Annotated in this window: 19 protein-coding genes; 9 read left to right on the forward strand and 10 right to left on the reverse strand. The window is 56.1% G+C overall.

Annotated features, from left to right (window positions below; all coding sequences use genetic code 11):
* Positions 1 to 18 precede the first annotated feature (18 nt).
* Together B4A77_RS11610 and B4A77_RS11615 are read left to right on the forward strand one after the other, a co-directional pair.
* Entirely contained in the window at positions 19 to 1791 is a 1773-nt protein-coding gene (locus B4A77_RS11610) for an ABC transporter substrate-binding protein (RefSeq protein WP_290734991.1), read from the forward strand.
* Positions 1792 to 1855: 64 nt separating this feature from the next.
* The gene (locus tag B4A77_RS11615; RefSeq protein WP_173382032.1) at positions 1856 to 2647 is read left to right on the forward strand and encodes a CDP-alcohol phosphatidyltransferase family protein; all 792 of its coding nucleotides are present in this window, start codon (positions 1856 to 1858) and stop codon (positions 2645 to 2647) included.
* On the opposite strand, the gene mpaA is transcribed toward B4A77_RS11615, so the two are convergent.
* Genes mpaA through ruvC form a run of 3 tightly spaced genes read right to left on the reverse strand, consistent with a single transcriptional unit; the run spans position 2644 to position 4598 of the window.
* Entirely contained in the window at positions 2644 to 3336 is a 693-nt protein-coding gene (mpaA, locus tag B4A77_RS11620) for a murein tripeptide amidase MpaA (protein ID WP_173382033.1), read from the reverse strand. The genes B4A77_RS11615 and mpaA overlap by 4 nt on opposite strands.
* Before the next feature lie 15 nt (positions 3337 to 3351).
* Positions 3352 to 4026 carry a M15 family metallopeptidase gene (locus B4A77_RS11625; protein ID WP_290740871.1) on the reverse strand — a complete coding sequence of 225 codons (675 nt, stop codon included), beginning with the start codon at positions 4024 to 4026 and terminating at the stop codon, positions 3352 to 3354.
* Entirely contained in the window at positions 4023 to 4598 is a 576-nt protein-coding gene (gene ruvC / locus B4A77_RS11630; protein ID WP_290723510.1) for a crossover junction endodeoxyribonuclease RuvC, read from the reverse strand. The genes B4A77_RS11625 and ruvC overlap by 4 nt, the downstream gene beginning before the upstream one ends.
* 77 nt (positions 4599 to 4675) lie before the next feature.
* Between ruvC and B4A77_RS11635 the strand changes: the two genes are divergently transcribed.
* Entirely contained in the window at positions 4676 to 6556 is a 1881-nt protein-coding gene (locus B4A77_RS11635) for a CHC2 zinc finger domain-containing protein (protein WP_173364823.1), read from the forward strand.
* Complete coding sequence (locus B4A77_RS11640; protein WP_290740874.1) at positions 6556 to 7746, forward strand: glycosyltransferase; 1191 nt, start codon at positions 6556 to 6558, stop codon at positions 7744 to 7746. The genes B4A77_RS11635 and B4A77_RS11640 overlap by 1 nt, the downstream gene beginning before the upstream one ends.
* Before the next feature lie 153 nt (positions 7747 to 7899).
* Here the strand turns inward: B4A77_RS11640 and B4A77_RS11645 are convergent, their stop codons facing one another.
* Entirely contained in the window at positions 7900 to 10521 is a 2622-nt protein-coding gene (locus B4A77_RS11645) for an MMPL family transporter (protein ID WP_290735001.1), read from the reverse strand.
* Between the two features lie 26 nt (positions 10522 to 10547).
* On the reverse strand, positions 10548 to 11561 hold the full coding sequence (locus B4A77_RS11650; protein ID WP_173382038.1) for a hypothetical protein: 1014 nt from the start codon (positions 11559 to 11561) through the stop codon (positions 10548 to 10550).
* Positions 11562 to 11706: 145 nt separating this feature from the next.
* Between B4A77_RS11650 and rpiB the strand changes: the two genes are divergently transcribed.
* From rpiB to B4A77_RS11670, 4 genes are read left to right on the forward strand one after another with little or no spacing between them, the layout of a single operon-like run.
* Positions 11707 to 12144, forward strand: a complete 438-nt coding sequence (gene rpiB / locus B4A77_RS11655; protein WP_290740877.1) for a ribose 5-phosphate isomerase B — start codon at positions 11707 to 11709, stop codon at positions 12142 to 12144.
* A 51-nt stretch (positions 12145 to 12195) separates the two neighbouring features.
* A complete protein-coding gene (locus B4A77_RS11660) occupies positions 12196 to 12690 on the forward strand; it encodes a hypothetical protein (protein ID WP_290740880.1) in 495 nt (164 codons plus the stop codon).
* 21 nt (positions 12691 to 12711) lie between these two features.
* Entirely contained in the window at positions 12712 to 14568 is a 1857-nt protein-coding gene (locus B4A77_RS11665; RefSeq protein ID WP_290740883.1) for a UbiD family decarboxylase, read from the forward strand.
* On the forward strand, positions 14558 to 16198 hold the full coding sequence (locus B4A77_RS11670) for a hypothetical protein (protein ID WP_290740886.1): 1641 nt from the start codon (positions 14558 to 14560) through the stop codon (positions 16196 to 16198). Before B4A77_RS11665 ends, B4A77_RS11670 begins: the two co-directional genes overlap by 11 nt.
* A gap of 225 nt (positions 16199 to 16423) precedes the next feature.
* On the opposite strand, the gene B4A77_RS11675 is transcribed toward B4A77_RS11670, so the two are convergent.
* The 5 genes from B4A77_RS11675 to B4A77_RS11695 all read right to left on the reverse strand — a co-directional run bounded on the left by B4A77_RS11675 (position 16424) and on the right by B4A77_RS11695 (position 22460).
* On the reverse strand, positions 16424 to 18040 hold the full coding sequence (locus B4A77_RS11675) for a glycoside hydrolase family 57 protein (protein ID WP_290740888.1): 1617 nt from the start codon (positions 18038 to 18040) through the stop codon (positions 16424 to 16426).
* A gap of 32 nt (positions 18041 to 18072) precedes the next feature.
* Entirely contained in the window at positions 18073 to 19278 is a 1206-nt protein-coding gene (locus B4A77_RS11680) for a DUF4912 domain-containing protein (RefSeq protein WP_290735017.1), read from the reverse strand.
* 21 nt (positions 19279 to 19299) lie between these two features.
* Positions 19300 to 20541 carry a hypothetical protein gene (locus B4A77_RS11685; protein ID WP_173364813.1) on the reverse strand — a complete coding sequence of 414 codons (1242 nt, stop codon included), beginning with the start codon at positions 20539 to 20541 and terminating at the stop codon, positions 19300 to 19302.
* Positions 20538 to 21908, reverse strand: a complete 1371-nt coding sequence (locus B4A77_RS11690) for a hypothetical protein (RefSeq protein ID WP_290740891.1) — start codon at positions 21906 to 21908, stop codon at positions 20538 to 20540. Before B4A77_RS11690 ends, B4A77_RS11685 begins: the two co-directional genes overlap by 4 nt.
* Positions 21909 to 22235: 327 nt before the next feature.
* Entirely contained in the window at positions 22236 to 22460 is a 225-nt protein-coding gene (locus tag B4A77_RS11695) for a hypothetical protein (RefSeq protein WP_290723535.1), read from the reverse strand.
* A gap of 103 nt (positions 22461 to 22563) precedes the next feature.
* On the opposite strand from B4A77_RS11695, the gene B4A77_RS11700 reads away from it, so the two are divergent.
* Positions 22564 to 23130 (forward strand): hypothetical protein, encoded by a 567-nt coding sequence (locus B4A77_RS11700; RefSeq protein ID WP_290732105.1) that lies wholly within the window; start codon positions 22564 to 22566, stop codon positions 23128 to 23130.
* The last annotated feature ends 37 nt before the right edge of the window (positions 23131 to 23167 follow it).

A 23167-nucleotide genomic window follows, 5' to 3' on the forward strand; every position in this document is an offset into this window, starting at 1 on the left:
CTCACTACATTTATATGTATGAGCGCAATAGGCAAATTTTTCAAATTCGTAGCGTCTGGGTCCCTCACCCTCGTCGCGTTTGGTCTTATGGCCTGCGAAGACGAGCCCAAGGAAAAGGCAACAGCCGATAATTCCGAATATCCTCGTTCGGAAACCTTATATATCGGCGGATTCGACTGGGCCCCACCCACGACCTTCAATCCCCTCGACTACGACCCCAACTTCCCTATCGACGGGAACGTCCGTCTCATGTACGAAACTCTGGTCACCTACAACCAGATTAGCGACAACCTGGAACCCATGCTCGCTGACAGCTTCGTGAAAACGGATTCCAGCATCACGGTCCACCTCGATCCGAAAGCCAAATGGAACAACGGCACCCCGGTGACGGTAGAAGACGTCCTCTACACCTTCCATATCGACTCCATCCTCCCGACCCCGCGTCACGGGAACTGGGAATATATAGAGTCCATCTCGGCCGACAAGTCTAATAACATCGTCATCAATTTCGCGAAGGGCAACAAGAATCCGCTCATTATCTTGAACGCCATCGCCGAAACCTCTATCCTCCCGAAAGCGGTCTTCGAGCCTATCATCGAAGGCGCCAAGGAAGGCAAGACCTACAACTTCGCCAAGATTACCGAATTCAAGAACGACGCGAACCCGATCGTCTCGGGTCCCTACAACCTGAAGACGTTCTCTCCCGACAAGATTGTCCTCGAAAGGAACGACAGCTACTGGGGCAACGCGAACCACGGGGGGAAGCTCCCCGCCCCCAAGTACATCGTCCATTCGCTCTACAACGGCAACAACCATTTCAACAGCGCCATGACCAAGGGGCACCTCGACGTGTCTTCCATCTTCCTGCCCCGCATTTGGGATAAGGCCAAGGACAGCATCCGCGCCTGGAGCCGCCAGGAGCCCTACCACCAGCCGGGATCCATCACGACGCTCATCATCAACCACCAGGTGGAACCGTTCAACGACTCCGCCTTCCGCCAGGCTCTCGCCCGTTCCGTAAACTTCGAAAAGATCAAGAGCCGTGCCATCTCGAACTACACACCCGCCATCCAGCCGGGATTCATCCTGCCCTTTGGCCCCGAGAGCCGCTTCTTCAACAAGGACGATGCAGCCAAGTTCGGCTACTCCTTCAACGTCGACCAGGCAAAGGAAATCCTTACCGCCGCGGGCTATACCTGGAACACCGAAGGCAAGCTCGTTAACCCGAAGGGCCAGACCGTCCGGACCATCAGCATCGAATGCCCGCAGGGCTGGACCGACTGGGAAGACGCCATCAAGGTCATCGTGGAATCCTTCCAGGAAGTGGGAATCTCCGCCGAAGAAAAGTTCGTGGACTACAGCGTGTGGGACAAGGACCTGCGCCAGTGCACCTTCGACCTCGCCATGAAGACGCAGACCGCAGAACTTTCCGCGGCAACCCCCTGGACTCGCTTCGACCAGGTGATGGGACATGTCGGACTCAAGCCCGTCGGCGAGGACGCCTTCTCGAACCAGGGCCGCTTCAAGAACGACGAAGCGAACAAGGTCATGGCGAAGATCCCGACCATCACCTCGCAGGAAGAACTTACGCAGGCCTACCGCGAACTCAACAAAATCTTCATGCAGACGATACCTGTGCTGCCAGTCATGTACCGCCCCACGCAGTATTACCAGTTCTCCACCAAGCACTGGACGAACTTCCCCACCGAAGAAAACCCCTACGCTCCGCCCCAGCATTTAATTGTGGCCGCAGGCGTCAAGGCTCTGTGGGAAATCAAGCCGGTCAAGTGACATTCAAACGCGCCTCCACGGCGCGTTTTTTTATATTTTCAACGCAACGTCAAAGGAGATTACCGTGGACAAGATTCGCTTTGTTTTCCCGAACGCTTTTACTAGCATGAACTTTTTGCTGGGTGTTTTCTCCATCTGCTGGGTGACCGGGACATTCTCTGCCAACGACCCGATTCTCATGGGCGCCTATTTCATCATCCTTTGCGTGCTGCTCGACAAGCTTGACGGTTTTGCGGCCCGCCTCGTGAACGCAAGTTCCGAATTCGGAGCCCAATTCGACAGCCTCGCCGACCTCATCGCGTTCGGCCTTGCCCCCGCATTCTGCATTCTCTTTGCCTACAAGACGCTCGCGACCCCGTTCTTCGATGCGAACATACCCCTGATGGCGGTCGCCTTCTCCATCTACGTGCTGTGCGCCGCCATGCGACTCGCGAAATACAACGCCTGCGACAGCGACTCCTACCATCACCACTTTTCCGGACTCCCGTCCACGTTCGCAGGCGCAATCAACGCCATCCTGATCGTATTCCTCAAGAATATCGGACTTTTCAGCGACACCGGCAGTTCCCTCATCTACCTTCCCATCGCGGTTCTCCTCGTGACGGGAGTCCTCATGGTGAGCCCGCTATTCCTTCCCAAGCTGCAACCCCGCAAGAACAAGGCCTTCAATATCTTCCAGGCCGTCCTTATCGTCATTACCTACGTGTCGGGGTTCATGTTCATCACCGAGAAGATGATCATCCTCGAATACCTGCTTGTCCTCGTGGCCTGCTACCTCGTCATCGGGTTCACGGTCGGGCTTGTCCAGCGCGGCAGGATTATCGAAGAAGCGAAGGCGGCAAAGGCCGGAAACTAATCTTGCGCCGCAAGGAAGCGCGCGAAGGATTCACCATAACGTTCAAACAGGAGCTCCGGCGCAAGGCGCGGGAGCTCTAGCGTTATGCATTCGAGAGAGCGTTCCTTGCACCATGTCCCGAAACTTCCCGGAGTCGGGTATCCGATATCGGGTTTCCACGGCAGGTCGAACGCCCTCTGCAGACGTTCCACGACGGGCGTGAACCGTGGGGCATCGATGCAGCCGATTGGGGAATGCACGGAGATTACCGATTCCGGTTGCAGCCGTTCGACAAGGGAAACTAGAGCGCGGGTTTCCGGCTCGCATCCCGGCGATTTCCCCGGCGAAAGGGAGGTATCGCGTTCGGCTTCCAGAATGGAGCGCGAAAGCACGGGAGCGGCCACCCAGTTCGTAGTCGCGAAGTTGCGGTTCAGGTCGACCCCGTCCGCGTTTCCGCGGGTACCAAGGGCGATGCCGTCGGGATTGGCGCACAGCACGACGGCGATATGTTCGAAGTTCCTTTCGAAGGCGCGTACGGCCCGGGAAAGCAGGAACGTCGTCTCGGGCTCTTCACCATGGATTCCCGCAAGCACAAGGAGCCTGCACTTTCCGCGGCTCGGGTAGCAGAGGAGCGGCGCGCCCAGCACGGAGCGGCCGTATTCAAAACTTTCCTGGCGAAGGATGCCGCGTGTTTCCGGTTCGAATTTCATCGCGCCCCCATCGTTCTAGATAAAGTAGGGATAGATGAAGTTTTTGGCAAGAGTATCGAGGTTTGCAAGGATTACCTCCTTACAAGCGATGTCTGTCTCGCGGTAGATGTCGCGGAGGGCTTCGAGCGAGAAGTTCTCCAGCAAACGGCGCGATGTGGGCAGGTGCGCGATATGCCAAAGCTCCGGCTTGATCTTGCCGCGGCCGGGAACGAACACGCGGTTGAAACCGAACGCATCTCCTGCGGCAAAGCGGGAATCCAGGAACTCGTGAAACTTGCCGAACATTCCCGTAGATTCCTCGGGAGTGAGTTCGACCTCGTAGCCTTCGGGGCAAGCGTTCGCATCGACCACGTCGAGGTCGGTCCCTAAATGGTGGCGGCTTGCGCCGGGGAGTGCCGACCACGTGAGGATGGCGAACATCAGTTTTTCCTCATCCTGCGGGCGTTCCATGGGCCTGCCGAATTCGTCGAGCAGGGCGAGTTCCCCGCGGGCTTTCCGGTTCCAGATGGAAAGCTGACGTTCGAACGGACGGTAGGCCGATTCGAGGCGCAAGGAAAAGCCGCAGTCGCGGGCCAAGGAGCAAAGGCATTCCAGGTCCGCCACAATATCCTTGTGGACAAAATAACCTTTCTGGAATTCGACAAGATCGGGCGTCCCGAGACCATAGGGCAAAAGGCTGTTTCCGTTCACGGCAGGGTTCCTCCCATCTTTTCGACAAGGGCACGCCATTCGGCGGCACTCGCCTTCTTCCGAGCGGAAGCCCTTTTTGCACGGGAGCCCAGAACCGCAGAGAGTGGCGAGGGGTTCGCATGCGTCCAGGCGATAGCGAGGGCGTCAGAGGCATCGAGAGGCAAGTCCGAGGGCTCGATTCCGAGACGCGCGAAGACCAGGTTCGCGACCTGCTCCTTCGATGCGCTGCCATCGCCCGTGACGGCCTGCTTCACCGCCTTCGGCGGATACTCGCTGAACGTCATGCCCCGCTTGCGGCATGCGACAAGGACCGCCCCGCGCACGTGCCCGAGCACGAGCGCACTCTTCGCGTTCTTCGCGAAGAACACGCCCTCCATCGCGAGGGCGTCGGGGCGGTAGCGTTCGAGCAGCGCTTCCAGATCCGTCACGATATGCAGCAGGCGGTCTTCCACGGCATGCGATGCCGGAGCATGCAGCACCCCGTATTCGAGGACGCGGACTTTCCCATCCGACTTTTCGACAAAGGCGTAGCCCGTCGTGATAGAGCCCGGGTCGATTCCAAGAATAATCATGCCTCCAAATTAGATAAATATCATTTGCCCGATGCCTTCGCGGCAAATTCTTATTAGATTTTGACAGAGAGGTTTTTATGGTCATCGATCAAGAACATGCCGGAATCATGCGCAAGAAAACACACCCCAGACAGCTCGGTGTTCCCCTGAGCCGCTGGGGCCGCAACCTTATCGCAAGCTGCCCGTTCCATTCGCCCGAAGAGACGTCGCTATTCTTCTACGATGCGCTCGGCTACTGGCGCTACCGCTGTCTGCAATGCGGAAGCGAAGGCGACCTGGTCGAATTCGTGATGAGGAGCCGCTTCAACGGCCTCGATGAACCTGCCGCACGCGCCGAAGCGATGGAGTTCCTGGGAGCCCAGGAAACAGAACAGGATTCCGAACCCGACGAACATCCCTGGATCAAGGAAATCGGCGGCGAAAAATCCCGCGTGCTCGAAAACTTCGTGCGCTACTGCCACTGGGCCGCCTGCAAGAGCCCCTCTTCCGCCGACTTCTTCGCCCAGCGCGGCTGGAGCATCGGACAGGCCCAGCTCTATGGTCTCGGTTACTACAGCGGCGACCCCGAACCCTTCTACAGCTACTGCATGCTTTCGGGCATCGAACGCCACCAGGTCGCGTTCTTCCTCGACAACCTGGAAGCCTACCACGAGCCCCGCATCACCATCCCCGCACGCAACTCCAAGGGACTCATCCACTCCGTCTACGGACGCTCCATGGAAGACGACGGGATGCACAACCCCTACATCTCGTATGCGTCCGGCCCGACCGACATCCCCTTCAACATCCAGCCCGATAACGAAAGCCCCATCATCGTCGAAGGCATGTTCGATGCGCTGACAGCCGACCTCGCCGGCATCCCCGGAGTGGTCTCGACCATGTACCAGGACCTCACGATGAGCCACCTGTACAAGCTCAAGGCCTGCGGGGCAAACTCCGTCACGCTGATCCTGCGTCGCGAAGCGAACCGCAGGGAGCAGGAATTCCGCATCCAGAACTACCTGAAGATGGCGGAAACGCAGGGACTCCGCTTCAAGTCCATCGTACTCCCCGAAAACGTGACCGTCGACCAGCTTGTCCGTAACGACGGCGCCGACCAGCTCCTGAACCTTATCGACTCGACCGAAGAGGACACCGTCCACACGCACCGCCGCTCCATGCTGCTGCAGGACATCAAGGAAAACCTCGACACGGCGATGGGATGCCCGCCCGACGAATGCGTCGGGTTCCCGCTGGACTCCTTCCCGAGATTCACCAAGGAAATCGACGGCATCCAGTCCGGAATCTTCTACGTATCCTCGAATCCGTTCAACCTCAAGACGTCGCTCCTTTCGAGCATGGCACTCGACCTCATCGAGACAAACAAGGACCTCAAGCTTATCTACATCGCGCTCGAGACTCCGCGCCGCCAGATCTTCGACAGGATGGTCGCCATGCTGACCGGGCTCTCCGTGCTCGATGTGCGCAAGCGCAACAGCGACGAGGGCATCAACGCAAAGATTCTCGAAGCGACCCGCAAGCTCATGGGCTATGTCCGAGACAACCGCATGGAAATCTGGGAAGACCAGCCCGCATTCGACAACAAGGAACTCCTCGCCACCCTCAAGGAAGAACAGCGCGAGCACCACGACCTCGTCGTCATCATCGATGGTGTCGACCATTTCAAGGTAACCGACCGTCCCGACCTCGCGGATATCTACGAGCGCCGTTCGTCGGTCATGCTAGACATCTACAAGACGCTCGACATCCCGCTGTTCATCGGCGGAGAGCTTGTCGATGACGACGGCCAACTGATAGCGCCCCGCGCCTACCTGCGCGACTCCGACGCCATCTACTGGCTGGAAGCCAAGGACAACGAGCTCTTCCTGACGGTCAATTCCAAGCGGCTCGGCAACAACAACCTCTACAAGGGCAAGCTCTCCATCGACGAGAATTCCAACCGCATCTGGGAAGCCTGATGTTCACCATCGTAGACTTCAACAACTTCTGGAGTCCGTCGGGCGGTGGCGTGCGCCGCTACCATCTGCAAAAGATGGCTTTTTACGAGAAACTCGCTTCGGCAAGTCCCGATGCAGGTGTCCGTTCCGTTTTCGTGATGCCCGATTCAAAGACATTCACCGAAGTCAAGAGCAATAGCCTTATCATCGAGCATGTGCAGGCGTTCAAGTTCCCCGGCAACTGGGAATACCGCTTTATCTGGAAACTCTCGCAGGTGGAACCCGTACTCGCGAAATACAGGCCCGATATCATCGAGGTGGGGTCGCCCTATATCCTCCCGACCGTCGTGCGCAGGGCGGCAAGGCGCGTGAGTCCCGAATCTAAACTTGTCGGGTTCTGGCATGCGGATTTCCCCGTGACCTACGTGGGCCGCCCCGTCGCAAAAAAACTCGGCGTAGGCATCGGCACGTTCGCCCGCAAGGAAGCGTTCTGGTATGCCCGCAAGGAATTCAAGGGCTTCGACTGCATCCAGGCATCCTCGAAAGAAGCGATGGCGCGACTCCGCAAGAACGGGCTCCCCAACCCGCGCTGGATTCCGCTGGGTTGCGACATCCAGATGTTCTCGCCTACAAAGCGAGACGAAGCCCTCGTCCAAGAACTCAAGGCGGGATGTCCCGAACGCCTCACCATTTTCTTCCCCCACAGGCACTGCAACGAGAAGGGAATCGACCTTCTGCTCGGCGCCTATGACATCCTGACGCAGAAACTTCGGCACGAGCCCGCCATCGTATTCGCGGGCACGGGGCCGAGCCTCCCGCTGGTCGAGGAAGCGGCACGGAAGTACGAACACGTGCGCTACATCGGGTTCGTCAATTCCATCGACGAGATGGCGCGCTACTATGCAAGCGTGGACCTGGGGCTCGCCCTATCGGGCTGGGAAACCTTCGGGCTTTCCATCCTCGAGAGCATGGCAAGCGGGAACGCCCAGGTGGGAGCCGCCGCGGGAGCCGCCTTCGAGCACGTGACGGAATCGGGAGCAGGGACCATCCTCAAGGAACGCACCCCCACAGCGCTCGCCGACGCCATCGTGGAACTCTACCATTCCGACATGGCCGCCATGAAGCAGAAAGCCCGTGCCTACGCCGAAAAATTCAGCTGGAACGACTGCTTTACGCGCCAGCTGGAACTCTATAGACAAATTCGCAAGTAATCTTTTTCGCCAGTTCTAAAGCGAGAACGAAGCTGGCCGAAGTTTATTTCAAAACCGATGCTAGAAGCGAGCAGAACGACGCCGCAGGACCGAAGCTGTACATAAGTACAGCGAGAGTCCGAGAAGGAAGTTATGCGAAGCTTATAGCGAGGCTCACTTTTTCTTGAGCCAGGTTCCGCAAAGGAACATCGTGAACACGATACTCGTGATGAGGAACATAGCGATACTGATGCAGGCGAGGTCGCCGATGCCCTTGAGACCGCGATGCGTCGTAAACAGGAACCCGACAAAGCCCGCGATAGTCGTCGTGGAACTTGCCATCACGTTTCTGCCCGTGGTGTCCATCAGCTGGCGAAGGGTCATGTTCTTGTCGCTCATCCAGGATGTTATCATGTGGATGGTGGAATCGATACCGATACCAAGCGCCATCGGAATCACGATAACGTTGTATATACTGATTTTCCCGAACTCGAACAGGTCGGTAAGGACACCCAAAAGTCCAAGCGTCAGGAGCGTTCCCATTCCAAAGGAGATGCAGCCCGCCGCAAACAGCTTGGGTTTCCGGAACGAAACCACGAGCGTACCGAAAATAACCAGGATTATCACGAGAGCAAGCCTGAAGCTATCCTGCTTCACGGACTCGATGACATCGGAAAGGATGAACTGCGAAGAGAACGTGCGCAGGTCCTCGCCGTCGAAATTCCAGTGGCTGTAGCGATCCTGGAAGTTATGAAGCGCCTTCGCATCCCAACTCGGGAAATTGCCGTAGATAAAGCCAATCTTTCCGTAGCTGCCGTCCTTTTCACGGAGCAGGTCGAGCGCCCATTCGGGAATATCCTCGGCCGTAAAAGGCTTCTCGACGGAGGCCAGGTTCCGGAGGTTCGCGATATTTGCGGAATCCTCCCCTTCGGCACGGTCAAACACGCGAGCTTCGACCAGGTCTCGGATTTCCTCGATAATTTCGAGGCGCCGTTCCTGGGAATCCAGCGACGGCACGAACGACTTCAGGGTGAGGAAACTCCGGAGCGTAGGATCCTTTTCCACATGCAGACGCACCATCAGGGTATCGTAAAGCATGTCGAGCTGTTCGGCCTTGCTTCCCATGACGGCCGCAGGAGTAGAAGTGGCCCGGTTGTTCGTACGCGTCACGCTCGTGTTGATGCCGTTTTCCTGTTTCTTTTCCGTCGAGACACGACGCAGGTTGCGCAGGTTGTGTTCAAAGTCCACATCCTGGGCAAACCAGAGCGAAACGGCACCGAGCGCAAAGCCTGCAAGAGCCGCGTACTTGAAAAAGCGACGGATTTTATCCTCGTCCCAGGACTTGGGCAACAGCGTGTTATCGGGCGCCTTCGGGATCCCCCCCATGCACTTGATAAAGACCGGAAGCACGAGCACCGAGGTAAGCATACTGAACAATACGCCCATCGACGCCACCACGCCGAACTCGTAGAAGCCGCGGAAGTGTGCCGCAAGCAAAGTGAGGAACGCGGCGATAGTCGTGAAACTTGCAAGGAAGAACGGCTTGAGCATCTTCCTCTGGGCCGCTTCCAGGACTTCTTCCAAAGTCGCATGCTTGTGCAGCAACTTCTGCGAAGTGCCCAAAATGTGAATCGAGTAGTCGATGCCGATGCCCAGAATGATGGAAGCGACAAATACCGTGAACGGATTCAGCTTCCCGTAGAAGAGGGCAGTAAACGCAAGCGTCGGGAGGCAAGCGTACAGCACCGAAGCAGTCACCAGAATCGGGCCCTTCACGCTCCTGAAGAAGAAAATCGTGAGGAAGATGATGAGCACCAGGCTGATGCCGAACGAGAAGATGGAATCGTTCGCCACGTCATCCACTTCCTTGAGGCCTTCGTAAGTCCCTTCCACCGTAAAGCGCGTCGGCACGGGATATGTCTTGGAGTTGAAATAAGCAAGCAGGGAATCGGTCCGCGCGAGAATGCGCGTCACGAACTCGTAATCGGTCGAGGGCCTGAGAAGTTTCGCGTTCACCACGCCGTTGAAGAGAATCTTTCCGGTACTGTCCGGACGCGGGCAACCGATAAGGCGCGTCTTCAGGTGTGCCGGGACAGGCTTTTTCTTGTCCCATTCCTCGGCTTCGGGAGACTTGTCGTCCTTCTTTGCGGATTCTTCCTCGCCCTTCTTGAAAAACGTATCGAACGCGCTCACCGCCTCGTCGGGAAGTCCCAGTTCCTGCGGCAGGTTCGCATCGAACCACACGCGTTCCTTCTTGGTGGGCGCCGCAGATGCCGTTCCGCCTGCAGAATCGGAAGCGGGAGCATCGCCCAGCAAATCGACGACCAGGGGGCCGTTCTTGCGCCCTATTTCGAGTTGCAGGTCTTCGAGGTTGTCGCGGATGTGTTCGAGATGCTTGACCGGCAAGTAGAGGAGCGCATTGTCCTTGAAAAACTTGTTGTCGTTGTCCACCTGCGTCGAGACGTAGTCGCCCTGCCAGTTCTTGCGGATGTAATCGCTGATGGAATCCTGCAGAGCGGCGACCAGTTCCACGTCCTCGCTCTGGATGGCAATCATGAAGCGGTCGGTAGATCCGAAACGCTGGTAAGATTCTTCAAGAGCCTTCACGCTCGGCGTATTTTCGGGAAGCAGGTGCGAGAGGTCCGCATCGAGTTTGAGCCCCGGCTTTACGAGAATCGGGAACGCACAGAGGACGGCGAGCAGCAGGTAGAAGGCCAGCGCCTTGTACTTGTGGGCACAAATCAGGGGTATGTACCAGTTCGAAAATCTTTCAATCAGGGATTTCTTTTCGTTCATTTTTTTACCTACGCCACAGTTTCGTTCTAGGAGAAAATCTTTCCGAGCAATTCCAGGGGTTTCACGAGTATAGGGATATTCTTGTATAGCCACGCAAGCGATTTTGCGAAGGCGTAGCTACGGATAATGTAGGCACCGGCTGCACCCACCTTCTTCGTCTGGAATTCGAAGGCTTCCTTCGCATGCGCAATCACGTCGTCGTAATACCCGTCGATATGCACCGACCTGTCGGCATTGACCGTGACAGGCAAATTTTTCAGGTTCGTATAGAAATCGCGACGCAGGATTTTCGGCAAGAAAAGGTTCATACTCTCGGGAACCTTGCGACCGCGCGTATCGATAATGCGGGACCCGAAAAAGTGGAGAACCTTCGCCGTAGGCAAGAACCGGTTACCGTAAGCGAGCTGGCAGTTCCATCCACCAGGCATCTCCTTGATGGCATAACCCGACCTGAAATCCGTCTCGGCGAGGCTCGCCATATCGTAGGGGAATCCCTTCGTCACGCACTCCTCCCAAAGCGTATGCCAGGTCTCGAAGAACTTGTGCATTTCGGGAGTGTCCGGCACGTACATTACACCGCTGTTGAAAAGCTGGTCGTTCAGAATCGGCGAAAATCCCATGCGTTTCGCGTTGTTCAGGACCTTCTTGCGGTTGATTGCCTTCGAGAGGTTCGTGTGGAAGTCGAGCACCGCGTAGATGCCGCCTTTCCATTCCTCTGGAATTGAGAGGTCACCCACGACAGCGATATCGGAATCGAGGAACAAGAAATCGCCATCAATCACGTTCCTTATCGAGGTCTTCAGGAAACGCGAACGAAGCATCGGGGTGAGTTTTTCGTCAAGCGTGAGCGCCTTGATCTCGTCGACCGCATCCTTGAGGGCGGCACGGTTACCGGTGAGAGTCGCAAGCGTCCTGTCGTCGGTCAAGAGCGTCACAAATGCACCCGGATTGTGGACCCGGAGAGATGCAACCGCCACGAGCGTCTGCTCGCAATAAAAATCCTTCGGGGAACTTGTCAGGACAAAAACATACTTGGTCATGGAATCAAACCTCTCAAATGGAAAAATAGATTTATTTGCGCACGAACGGACCTCCAGCCCGGTCATTATCCGATGAATTAACTATATTGCAGGACGAAATAAAGCGGGGAAGAACCTTTCCTTCCGCAACTCCAGGAGTCAAAAAATGTTCAAGACCATCGCTATCGGCTGCGACCACGCCGCGTTCGAATACAAGGAAAAGCTCGTCAAGTTTCTGGAAGGCAAGGGCTACAAAGTCCTTGACATGGGAACGGACTCCACGGAATCGTGCGACTACCCGATTTTTGCGGACAAGGTCTGCAACAAGGTGACTAGCAAGGAAGCCGACTGCGGAATCCTCATCTGCGGCACGGGCATCGGCATGAGCATGGCCGCGAACAAGCACAAGGGCATCCGTGCGGCAGTCGTAGGCGACCTCACCTCCTGCGAATTCACGCGTCTCCACAATGACGCGAACGTGCTCTGCATGGGAGCCCGCATCATCGCCTACGCCCAGTGCGAAGTTTTCGCCACCAAGTTCCTCGAAACGGAATTCTTGGGCGGCAAGCACAAGAAGCGCATCGACATGTTCGAGCCGGCATAATCACAACTTTTTGCTCCTTTTTCGCATTTTTTTTGCTAAATTACTTGATGTATGGTACAGTTTAGTCAAACTTCATGGCAAGAGTTCTCGCTTCCCAATGTCCTGGAAACGCTTCGATACGCTCCCATGAACTTGACTATCGGGAAAACCCCGCTCCTTCACTACGTATTCCCCCAAGAACTCGTTCCCGGTGCGACCATCCGCTACCACCTCCAGTGCGGGTTCAAGGCCATCAAGTGGACCGGCATCATAAGTTCGGTCAAGGAAAACCAGGTCACCGTCCGCCTGGGGCAGGGTCCGTTCCGCGGATTCACGGGCAACCATAAGTTCGCCCCCGAAGGCCACATGACCGCCTGCTACGACGAGTTCTCCTTCCAGGGCTTCATCGGCATATCCGAGGAGGTCTTTGCGGGGCTCATGGCGAACGCGAACCTCGTTTACGGCATTTTTGCCCGCAAGGATACCCGCGACGTGATGCTTTCCATCGAATCCCAGAAAAAGACGCAGGCGTTCGAATCCCTCGACCTGGGTGCCACGGCGGGTTAAGCCCGCACCGGGGGTTCCGCCATGTATTCCTCACTGGAACAAGCACTGCTTGACCTGGAAAAGGCAGGCATGCTCAGACGTATCCACGAAGAGGTGGACCCGTACCTGGAAATGGCAGAAATCACCCGGCAGGCATTCGACAGCAAGGGGCCGGCACTGCTTTTCGAGAAGGTAAAAGGGAGCAGGTTCCGCGCCGCATGCAACATCTTCGGCACGCGCGAACGCATGGACTTTTTGTTCCGCGACACGCTCGAAAGCACAAGGACCGCGGTCCTGTTCAAGTCGAACCCCGCAGAATTTTTCAGGCACCCGACGCCCTCAAGACTCACGCGGGCAGCACTAGCGGGAATCCGTTCCCTCCCGCTATGTTCCGGAAGCATCCGCGACTTCGATGAATGCACGCTCGCCGACCTCCCGCAGGTCGTCGGCTGGCCCGAAGACGGCGGTCCGTTCCTCACGCTTCCGCAAGTAGCTACCCTCCCGAGCGAAACCGCGAAGATTCTCACCGCAAACCTCGGCATGTACCGCGTGCAGATTGCGGGGAACGACTTTGTACCCGACGAATGCGGCATCCACTACCAGATAAATCGCGACATCGCACGGCACCACCGGAAGGCCATCGAAGAAGGCCGCGCGCTCAAGGTGAGCGTGTTCTTGGGCGGGCCGCCCGCGCATACCATTGCCGCGGTGATGCCCATGCCCGAGGACCTTTCGGAACTGACCTTCGCCGGAATGCTCGGCGGGCGGCGCTTCCGCTACTTTATGCACGAGGGCTACATCGTCTCGAGCGATGCGGACTTCTGCATCCTGGGAGAGGTCGCTCCCGAACTCAAGCCCGAGGGGCCATTCGGCGACCACGTGGGCTACTACTCCGGCAAGCACCTGTTCCCCTACCTGAAAGTGAAGAAGGTGCTCTGCAAGAGGAACGCGATTTACCCGTTCACCTCCGTAGGCAGGCCCCCGAAAGAAGACACGATTTTCGGCGAGTTCATACACGACATTACCCAACCGATGGTCCCCTCGTCGCTCCCGGGCGTAGAGGCAGTCCACGCGGTCGACGCGTCGGGAGTGCACCCGCTGTGCCTCGCCATTGCGAAGGAAAACTTTATACCCTACATCAGGCCCGAGGAACGCGAACCGCTCGAACTCCTGAAGACGGCCAACGCGTTGCTCGGTTTTAACCAGGTATCGCTCGCGAAGTACCTGATGCTCGCCGCGAAGGAAGACGCGTCCGGATCGCTGGACGTCCGCGACGTTCCCGCATTCTTCGCGCACGTACTGGAGCGCGTAGACTTCGCACGTGACCTGCATTTTCAGACATCCACCTTCATCGACACGCTCGACTACACGGGAACGCGTCTCAATCACGGCTCCAAACTCGTGATTGCCGCAGCAGGCGTCAAGTGCCGCGAACTACGCAAGTGCACGGGCGACCTCGACGGGCTCAAGCTGCCCGTGGGCTTCAGCAATGCACGAATCGCCATGAAGGGCGTGCTCGCCATACAGTGGGATGGCGGCAATAACGGCGGCGTATTAAACGGCGGCGCCCCCGCTCCCGAAAACATCGCGCAACTCCGCAACGTCCTCGCAAGCTGGGAATACCACGAAAACTACCCGTGGGTGAGCATCGTGGACGACACCTCCACCATCGGTGGCAACTCGCAAAAGAGCCTGGACGATTTCCTGTGGCTAACGTTCACGCGTTCCGACCCCGCGCAGGATATCTACGGACTGAACGAACGCTTTGTTCAGAAGCATTGGGCTATAGAGGCCCCGCTCATCATAGACGCGACCATCAAGCCGCGCCACCAGAAGGCGCTCGAAGTTCCGGACAACGTTGTTTCAAGAGCGAAGGAGGTTCTAGAAAATGCACGCTAGAGCCACCCCCGCCATATCCAGGGCTCTACTTTTAACGGCGACAATCCTCGCCTCGGCGATTGTCCCCGCACAGGCGCACAAGTGCGGGACCATATTTTCCATCGACAATTTTCAAAAAAAGGGAAAGGCGCCCATCTCCGCGAGAACCTCGCCAAACTACTGCGAAGCCGAAGCCTACTACGACAGCGTCTACAGCGAAGAAACGGAACACTTCCAGATTTTCTATACTCTCTCGGGACTCCACGCCACGACGCTTCCGTTCATCGACAGCCTCAAGGCATCCCTTGAAAACGCATTCGAATTCGAAGTCGACAAGCTCGGCATGCGAAAGCCTCAGGGTCGCGATACGACGCACCATTACAGGCAAGCCGTCAAGGCAGGGCTCTACCCCATCGAGGTTGTCGAAATCGATTTTTTGCGCGACCCCTACGACGTCCTAAAAGCCGCAAGCTGCAACGGATGCTTTGGCGTCACCCATCCCGACTATAAAAAGGACTACCGCAAGTCGCAAATCATCATCGACAACGACTTCTATTTCGTCCCCGAATCCGGAGTGACGACAGATACGGTAGATGTCGGAGGCAAGTCCTGCCCGTACACAGTTTCTACCGAACCCCTTACCAACGCCGCATACGGATACTCCTATGCGGAGGAATGGGCGAAGGGCATCCGCGTCACCGCATTCCACGAATTCTACCACGCAATCCAGTTGCAGTACATGGACCTATTCAAGTACAGCACGTTCTGGACAGAAGCTTCCGCGGTCGGAATCGAGGAAGCCGGCGCTCCCGACATCGACGACTACTTTTTCCACATTTCCACCTTCATGCAGGAAACGGGGTCATCCATCGACAGGATGAGCGACTATGGCGTGAGCCTCCTGTTCATCGACCTCTACAACCACATCGACAAGTTCTTCGACAGAAACATCTGGGAACAATACGCGAAGCATCCCGGCACACCATTCGAAGAGGTTCTGAAGGCCGTTCTTGGCCAAAAAGGACTCGACATCGGAAACGTGTTCCACGACTTTGCAACCAGGCTCTCCTTCTCCGGGATCCGGGCCGCCGCCATCGATTCCAGCGAATGGATTTCGCCCGATCAGCCGCGCTGGAACAATCCGCTGATTCGTACGAGGGAATCGTTCGAGCCCGACACCACCAACTTCGCCTACTCGTTCTTCAGGGGCGGAATCCCGAACATCAAGGACTTCAAGGGAAAGATAACGGCGGCTCTCTTCCAGTTCGGCAAGGCCGAACTTCGCAAGGTGCACACGACGGCGACTCTTGATTCCATCGTGAACGACAGTTTTGCCGCCGATTCCCTCACATGGATTTTCAGCCGCATCGATACCGCAAAATACATTCCCATCCTCGTTCGCGATTCCACGCTGCGAGCCTACCCCGTGCCCTGGCGCGGATCCGGGCAGCTCTGCTTTACCCCGCTGCCCGAGTCAAAAAACTTTATCGAGATAAGGAACGGGCGCGGGGAACTCGTCATGCGCGAGCCCTACACGAGAGCGGCGCACTGCATCGACGGCGACATCATCAAATCGAAAATGAAGCCGGGCGTATATCGCTTCCGCGCCGGTTCCAGCGGGAAGACGGAAAAGTTTATCGTCGTTTATTAGAAGTCAAAATGCCCGTATCGGCAAAAAATAGGACTAAATCGAAGAAAAAACCGTTTTAGTCCTATCTTTGAAGCGCAAAATCACTAAATCATAGGATTAAACACTCCAAAAAAAGTGATTTAGTCCTATCTCAGCAAGAAGTTTTGGCGAGTTGAGTTAAAACGCTTAGCAAAAACGGGTCTTTGATAGGACCAAACGCTCCAAAAAAGGCAGGTTAGTCCTATTTTAGAGCAAATCCCCGATCCACGGGAAGAGATTGTCCTGTCTTTCGAGTTTGACAAGGAGCGACGTATCGGGTTTCTTGCGGCCCATCGCAAGGCCAGTCATAGCTGCGGCATAAAGGGCGCAAACATTCTTGTAATGGCCGTTTTCACGAGCCTTCGCATATTCGGCGGCAGACCTGTTGTGAATCATGAACGCCCAGTCCGAAGCCTGGAACAGCAGGAGTTCGCGCGCCATCTGCTCGTAGAACCGTCGGAAGAGTTTTGTCTGCGCGTTCTTGCCGCTCTTTTCGCAGGCGACAAGAGCCTTCTTGAACGAATCCATCATCCCGCGCATACGGAAAAACAGCGGATAGGCAAAACAGACCTCGTCGTTCATCCAAACTTCGCCGAAGCCGCCCTCGCCCCATGACGAGAATATGGGACTGTGGACATCCGAATCGCAAGAAGAATGCATCGTGGATTCGAGCGATGCCATTTCCACGACATTCGAACTTGCGGCACGTTCAAACATTTTCTCGATAAAGAGCGGTCCTTCGAACCACCAGTGCCCAAAGAGTTCCGCATCGTAGGGACAAAGTATCGAAACCTTATTGCCGTCCATCTTCGGGAGAAGCTCGGTGACGGTCGCCTCGCGGTTCGCAATAAAGAGTCGTGCGTGGTCTTCGGCAAGGCGCATCGCATTCCACGGGCGGTAAATCTGTTTTTCCTCGCTGCCAGTAATCCGGTAATACTTGAGGCCCGTTTCGATAGGGGTATCGCCCGCCATGAAATAGTCGCCGAGATAACCGGGGGTGCGTTCGGTCGCGATATCCTTGAAGAACTCGCGATACTCGGGATGCCCGGGATAGCCCGTTTTTCGGCTCCAGACTTCCATCGAGCTGCTCTGCTCGCGGCCCATGCAATAAAGCCCCGCAGGGGTCTTTATTGGCGCAAATACGCCGTATTTGGGCGCGGGCTTTGCCAAAAGCACGCCATGGGTCTCGAGGAAGAAATATTCGAAACCGAATTCGGCAAGCAAAAAGTCGAGTCCTTCGAAGTACCCGCATTCCGGAAGCCAGAGTCCGTGCGGCTTGCGCCCGAACGCATCCTCGAACGCACGGACCGTAACGCCCAGCTGCAAGCGGATGGACTGCACATCGGACTGGTACGCAGGCAAGAAGGGATGCGTCCCCACGCAGGTCAAAAGCGTAAGTTTGCCGCAATCCTCCAGGCGCTTCAGCACGGGAACAATTTCGCAAACGCAATCGTTCTCCCAACAATCTATCAGCGCAATCTGGCGACGGTAATAGAAATCCACCACCGTAGCGAGATCCTCGTTTCCGTAGGTGCGGTCCCGCTCTCTCTCGATGAGATCCAGCTGTCGACGCAGATGCTCCGTAAACTTTTCAAGGAGCAAGGGATCGGTCATCATCGCAAGCAGCGACGACGACACGCTCAGGTTGAGAATCCCCGGCACGCCCTTCTCCTGCAGGCGCCAGAGCATCTGCACCAGCGGCAGGTAGGTTTCCGCCATAGCCTCGAAGAACCAGTTCTCTTCCAAGAACCGGTCATAGTCGGGTTCGCGCACAAAAGGCAGGTGCGCATGCAGCAGCAGATGTATTTTGCCGGGTGCGGTCAATCAACCCTCCCTGTCCAATCGAGCAGGCTCGCCTACTCGGTGCGCTTGACCACGATGGGGACAATCGTTGTCGGGAAGTCGCCATCCTTGTCGGTCGCGAACACCGGGATGATCTTCGTGGAATCGGGCAGATCCTCTTCGAAACTGAAAGTGCCGTCCGGGTTCAGCGGGAAGGGTTCTCCGCGCACCTGCAAATGGGCATCGGGACGCGTTCCGCCGTAAACGATAAGGCGAGTTTTCACCCACAGGAAAAAGTCCTTGCCATAATTCACGGAATCCTTCGGGAGTTCGAGCTTGTTGCTCTTGAGCGCCGCACTCGAAAGCGCACCCGAGGAAATGGAGCCCGAGGAACTCGAAAGGCCGCCCGCCATCTGTTCGAGCCAGGTTTTCGCGGACATGCTCGAAAGCCCCGAGCTGCCGAAGCCGCCCATGGCGGCACCGCCGAGGGACGCCTTTACGAACACGTCATCCACATTCACTTCGGAGCCTTCCGGAGAATAGGCCTGTACGGGTACGGATTCCACGAGCGGCATGAAGTTCTTGCCGTCGGCGAAACCGAGTACGGCGACCGTGGATGCGGAAGCCTTGTTTTCCACATACCAGCTGCGGGCGTCGGCGGGGACTTCCACGTCGCGGAACTTGCGCTTCTTGGCGCGCTTCACGGTGAGGTCGCCGGCAACATCGAACAGGCGGAGCACAAGCTTGCCCTTGCCCTTCTTCGCGCGCTTGATACGGTCTTCGGAGACTTCCCAGAAGGCCTGCATCCAGTTCGGATCCTTCTGCATGAGCACGAGGTATTCCGGATCAAAATTCTGGGCCATGCTCGCCGTCTTGGTGACAGGCTTCGCGGCAGCCTTCGCAGCAGGAATCTTCACGGCAGGCTTTGCGGCAACCTTGGCCGGCTTCTTGGCGGTCGACTTCAGTACGACATCGGTCTGCTCGGACGCCTTCGGGGCGGACTTGGCAGAAGCCTTCGCAACAGGCTTCACCACTGCGCTTGCAATGGTCTTTGCGGCAGTCTTCACAATGGACTTTGCCGTCTTTTTCGGAGCCGTAGCCTTCGCGGCCTTATCGGCTGTCTTTGCCGCCGGCTTCTTAGCCGAGACCGTTTCGGCAGCCTTGCTTGCCACCTTCTTCACAGCCGACTTGATTGTCGCGGTCGTCTTCTTCACGGCCTTCTCGACCGTCGTCTTCGACGCTTTAGCCTTAACTGTAGCACTTGTCTTTTTCGTAGCCATTACAGCCTCCTTCAATAAAACTTACCTGCGCGTCTGTCCCCAGGACCCGATTCCCATCAAGCCGAGGCGAATCGCCATGAACGTCTCTTCCCAGTTGGCCTTGGAATCAGAGAAGCGCTTGCCGCCCTGCAAAGCAAGGTCGATGGTCGTCCCCTTCTTTCCGAGAGGGAATGCAGCGCCAATAGAACCGCCCATCTCGAACACGTCCTTGATGTACCAGTTCTTGTACCAGGCGCCCGCACGATAAGAAATCCTGTCCCAGTAGGGGTCGTAGTAAAGTCCGCTTCCGTCGCGCTGGTAACCGACGGACACGACAAAATCGCTCTGCGTTTCCGTATAGGAGGGCATGTCGTAGCTGTGTCCGATATTTTCAATGTCGGCATCCCACGAGCGCCACTGCAAGTCCGCCATCACGTTATGCCGCCTGGCCAGGCGGTAATTGATACCCGTCGCAAACATTGCAGGGACATCGATGGTACGGTCGATCCTGTTCGGCACTAGCGTGTCAAGTTCCGAGAAGCGGAAATCAAAGTCGAGCTTGTTCAGGAGCGTATGCCCCGTAGTATAGGAGAAGTAGAATGACGCCACGCGGCCCCTGTACATCACGGAACCCGTGTAGTAGGCAGGATGGTTCTCTATTTCCCAAGAACCTTCCACGTAGTCCGTGAGCAAGGAGTTATTGGTCGCCCATGCGTCATCCTCGGAAACATCGCTGTTGTCGGGGCCAAGCGTAAGGCTCCTCATGTTGCTGCCCAGGACGATGTGGACCGAGAAGCCCAGCGAAACACCACGGAAGAACGGGAGCCTCACCGCATAGCTCGGGATAATCTCGTAGACGCTACCCTGGTATTCAATCTTGGCATCGGCATTGCTTACGGAATCCTTTACGTCTTCGAGAAGCGACGTCGAATAGCTCTGCCAGAGCGAGAGTCCCAACGCCCCGAAGTCCCCCATCGGGAAGGAGAGGTTGAACGAGGGAAGAGAAAGCGTCTCGGTGAAATAGCTCTTGCCGTGGCTCTCGGCAGAATACAGATCCATCAAGAAGTTCAGGTTGAACACGACCTTCGTATCGAAGGCGATTCGTGCAGGGTTCGTCACGACAAAGCCTTCGGCCTCGCCCGTCTTGGCACCGCCCGCAAAGCCACGACCCGCGGCCCCCGCAGACCCGCTAGCAATCTGCTCCTCGCCCAGAGCATCGACGCCAATCATCGAGGCAGAGGCAAGAGCCGCAAAAAAGAGGATCAATCCAAAAAGCTTTTTCATTCTTCACCCCGCTTGGTTGCAAGCCAGAGCTTCAGGGTCGCCGGCTGGTTCATCATCGATGTAAAGTCGTAACGGTTGTAATCGAAAACGCCGAGGAACACGAAGCTCGTATCCCCTTCCGCCGTCTCGTAGTTCATGTAGGTCGAATCCTTCGCCTGCAACACGGGGAAGCCAAGGCGGAGCATCATCTTGAAATTGTCCCCGTTTCGCGCCTGGTTGATGAAGCTGCGCATGCCCAGAGTGACCTGCAGCGAAAGGGAATCCCCATCAAAGAAAACCATGTTCGGATGTCCGGATTCGACAACCTGCGGGCGGTTCAGCTTGTAGTTTTCCATCTTGCGCAATTCGGTGCCCATGCTGTCGATGAACGAGCCAACAACAACCTGCACGGGCAGTCCCAGTTCGCTCTCGCTCCCGGAATCGTCCCGGGCAAAGGTGAACTGAGCAAGGACCACGGCCTGGCGCACGTCGAAGCCATCGCCTTCCGCAAACGGGAAGTCGTCGCCATAAAATTCTGCCAGGGCTTCCATAATTTCCTTGGACGGGAACTCCACGACCAGAGAATCGAAAGCACCGCCATGAAGCACCAGGCAATCGCCACAATCTTCGTTATAGGTAAGCACGTTCGCCATTCTAAAGGGCGAAGCAGCCTTATCCTTATATTCTTCATCCAAGAAAGTCCTCATGCGGAATATGGTCGCAAAGGAAGCATTGCTCGATCCGTAAAAACGGTACATGTGTTTCGCGTTCGGTGCAGAGAGACGAATCTGCATACGGCAGGCAGGGCCCGCCTTCTTGATATCTTCCATGATGGCGAGGGGCAAAACGAACGTCACCACAGAATCCTTTGCCCCCACGGAAATTTCATAAGTCGTGTCGGCAGAATTGTCCGCCTCCCATTCCTCAAGTTCCGCGTGCCATGTAGAATCGGCAATCTTCGCAATGCTGTCGTTGAAATCCTTGGATTTTCCGCGTTCCACCTTCCAACTGACGTTCATCTCGAGCGTTTCCTCATAAGGCAAGGAATCGCTGGGGAACTCGTCCGCGGTATAGAATGGGTTGAACACGTAAAGGGCAACGAAGGAGATTGCAGAATCAGCATTGTCAAGCTCGGCAAAGAAGGCAGAATCGCGGAAAGCGATATCGAGCACCAAGTCGCGCGAAATTCCGGCCTGCGCCCCCAAGAGGGCGCGATCCGAAGCAGAAAACACCTTGCGCCCTTCATACGTCTTTGCAGACACGGGCAAAAGTCCGTCTACCGTAAGCGTCTGGACCCTGTAGCTATCCGGCAGGCCCTGGTCTTTAAGCCAGCCGCTGAGGGCGTTGTTGTCGGAATCAAACAGGCACGCCGACAGCGTTAACGCCAAAATCGTCAAAAAAGACAATAAAACAACTTTTTTCTTCTTCACTCGGTACTCCGTATCGAATTGAACACTTTTTTCGGGCATAAATATAGAAAAAGAGCCCTGTTTTCGCCCAATTTTCCCATCCAAAAGACCGTCATATCGCAATAAGCCGTCCATAGACATAAAGTCAACGGGAAAAAACAGCACTACGTGTACGCCGTTCAAAAAAAACATATATTTTGAATAAAGTAGGAGGATTTTCATGAAGTTCAGATTACGACTAGGCAAGTTTTTACTATCCGTAACGGCCGTTTTTTGGGCAAGTTGCTCCGACAACGCCCAGCCCCTTTACGGCACTATTGGCACCGACGATTCCGCCCCGGAATCGAGCGAGTCCCTCAAACCGCCTTCTTCGGCCTCTATTGAAGAGACATCCAGCAGTTCCGAAGCGACATCGAGCGAATCTCCCGAATCGTCTTCCTCGACTCCGGCAGACAACCTCTCCAGCAGCAGCGCCGAGCAATACAGGCTCGCCAGCGATTCGAGCGTCACCTGCACCTCAGAGCAAATCATCTACAGTGAATGTGTGTACTTAAGCACAAATAGTGATAGGCCCAGAACCTGTCCTTCTCTACAAGCTGACCTAGAGAACAATACGACACGTTCTATCGAGGAATTGGCTAAAATAGAAGACGAGCTGGAAAATTGCTCCGACTTCTATGCGGAACCCGTTTACGGGGTTCCTGCATGCATGAACCAAATGAGAGTCCGCTTTGAATACAAGTGTTCCGACGGCAAGACCTATACAAATTTAAGGGCGAAGGATGGGCTAATTTATACAGAAGCCGCATATGACAGTTTGTTCAACAGCAGTTCCAGTTTCACTAGCAGCTCCAGCGAGGCTTCCAGCAGTTCCGCGGCCCCGTCCCCGCTTTGCCAAAAAACGGATTTCGCAGAAAAAAACGAAGTTTCCAACAACTGTATAAATGAAAAACTGGACAGTCTCGCTGCAGCCGGCGAAAACGTCACCGACAGCGTACGCACATGCGTCAATCGTTCGTTCCCGTATGACGAGGGCGAATACGCAAGGACCCAGATTTGTGACGGCGACACGACCGTAAACCCGCGCTACCAGGCAAAACTGGACTCCATCCGCGAAGAAGTCGGCAAGGCAATCAAGGACTGTAAAACGCCCGATGTTCCGGCCGATAGCACAAAAGCACCCGCAGACAGTCTTCTCTAGCAACAAACAACTGGCAACTAGTTGCCACAATTGCTAT

This window comes from Fibrobacter sp. UBA3718, from assembly GCF_002371935.1.
In the GTDB taxonomy this organism is placed as follows: Bacteria; Fibrobacterota; Fibrobacteria; order Fibrobacterales; family Fibrobacteraceae; genus Fibrobacter.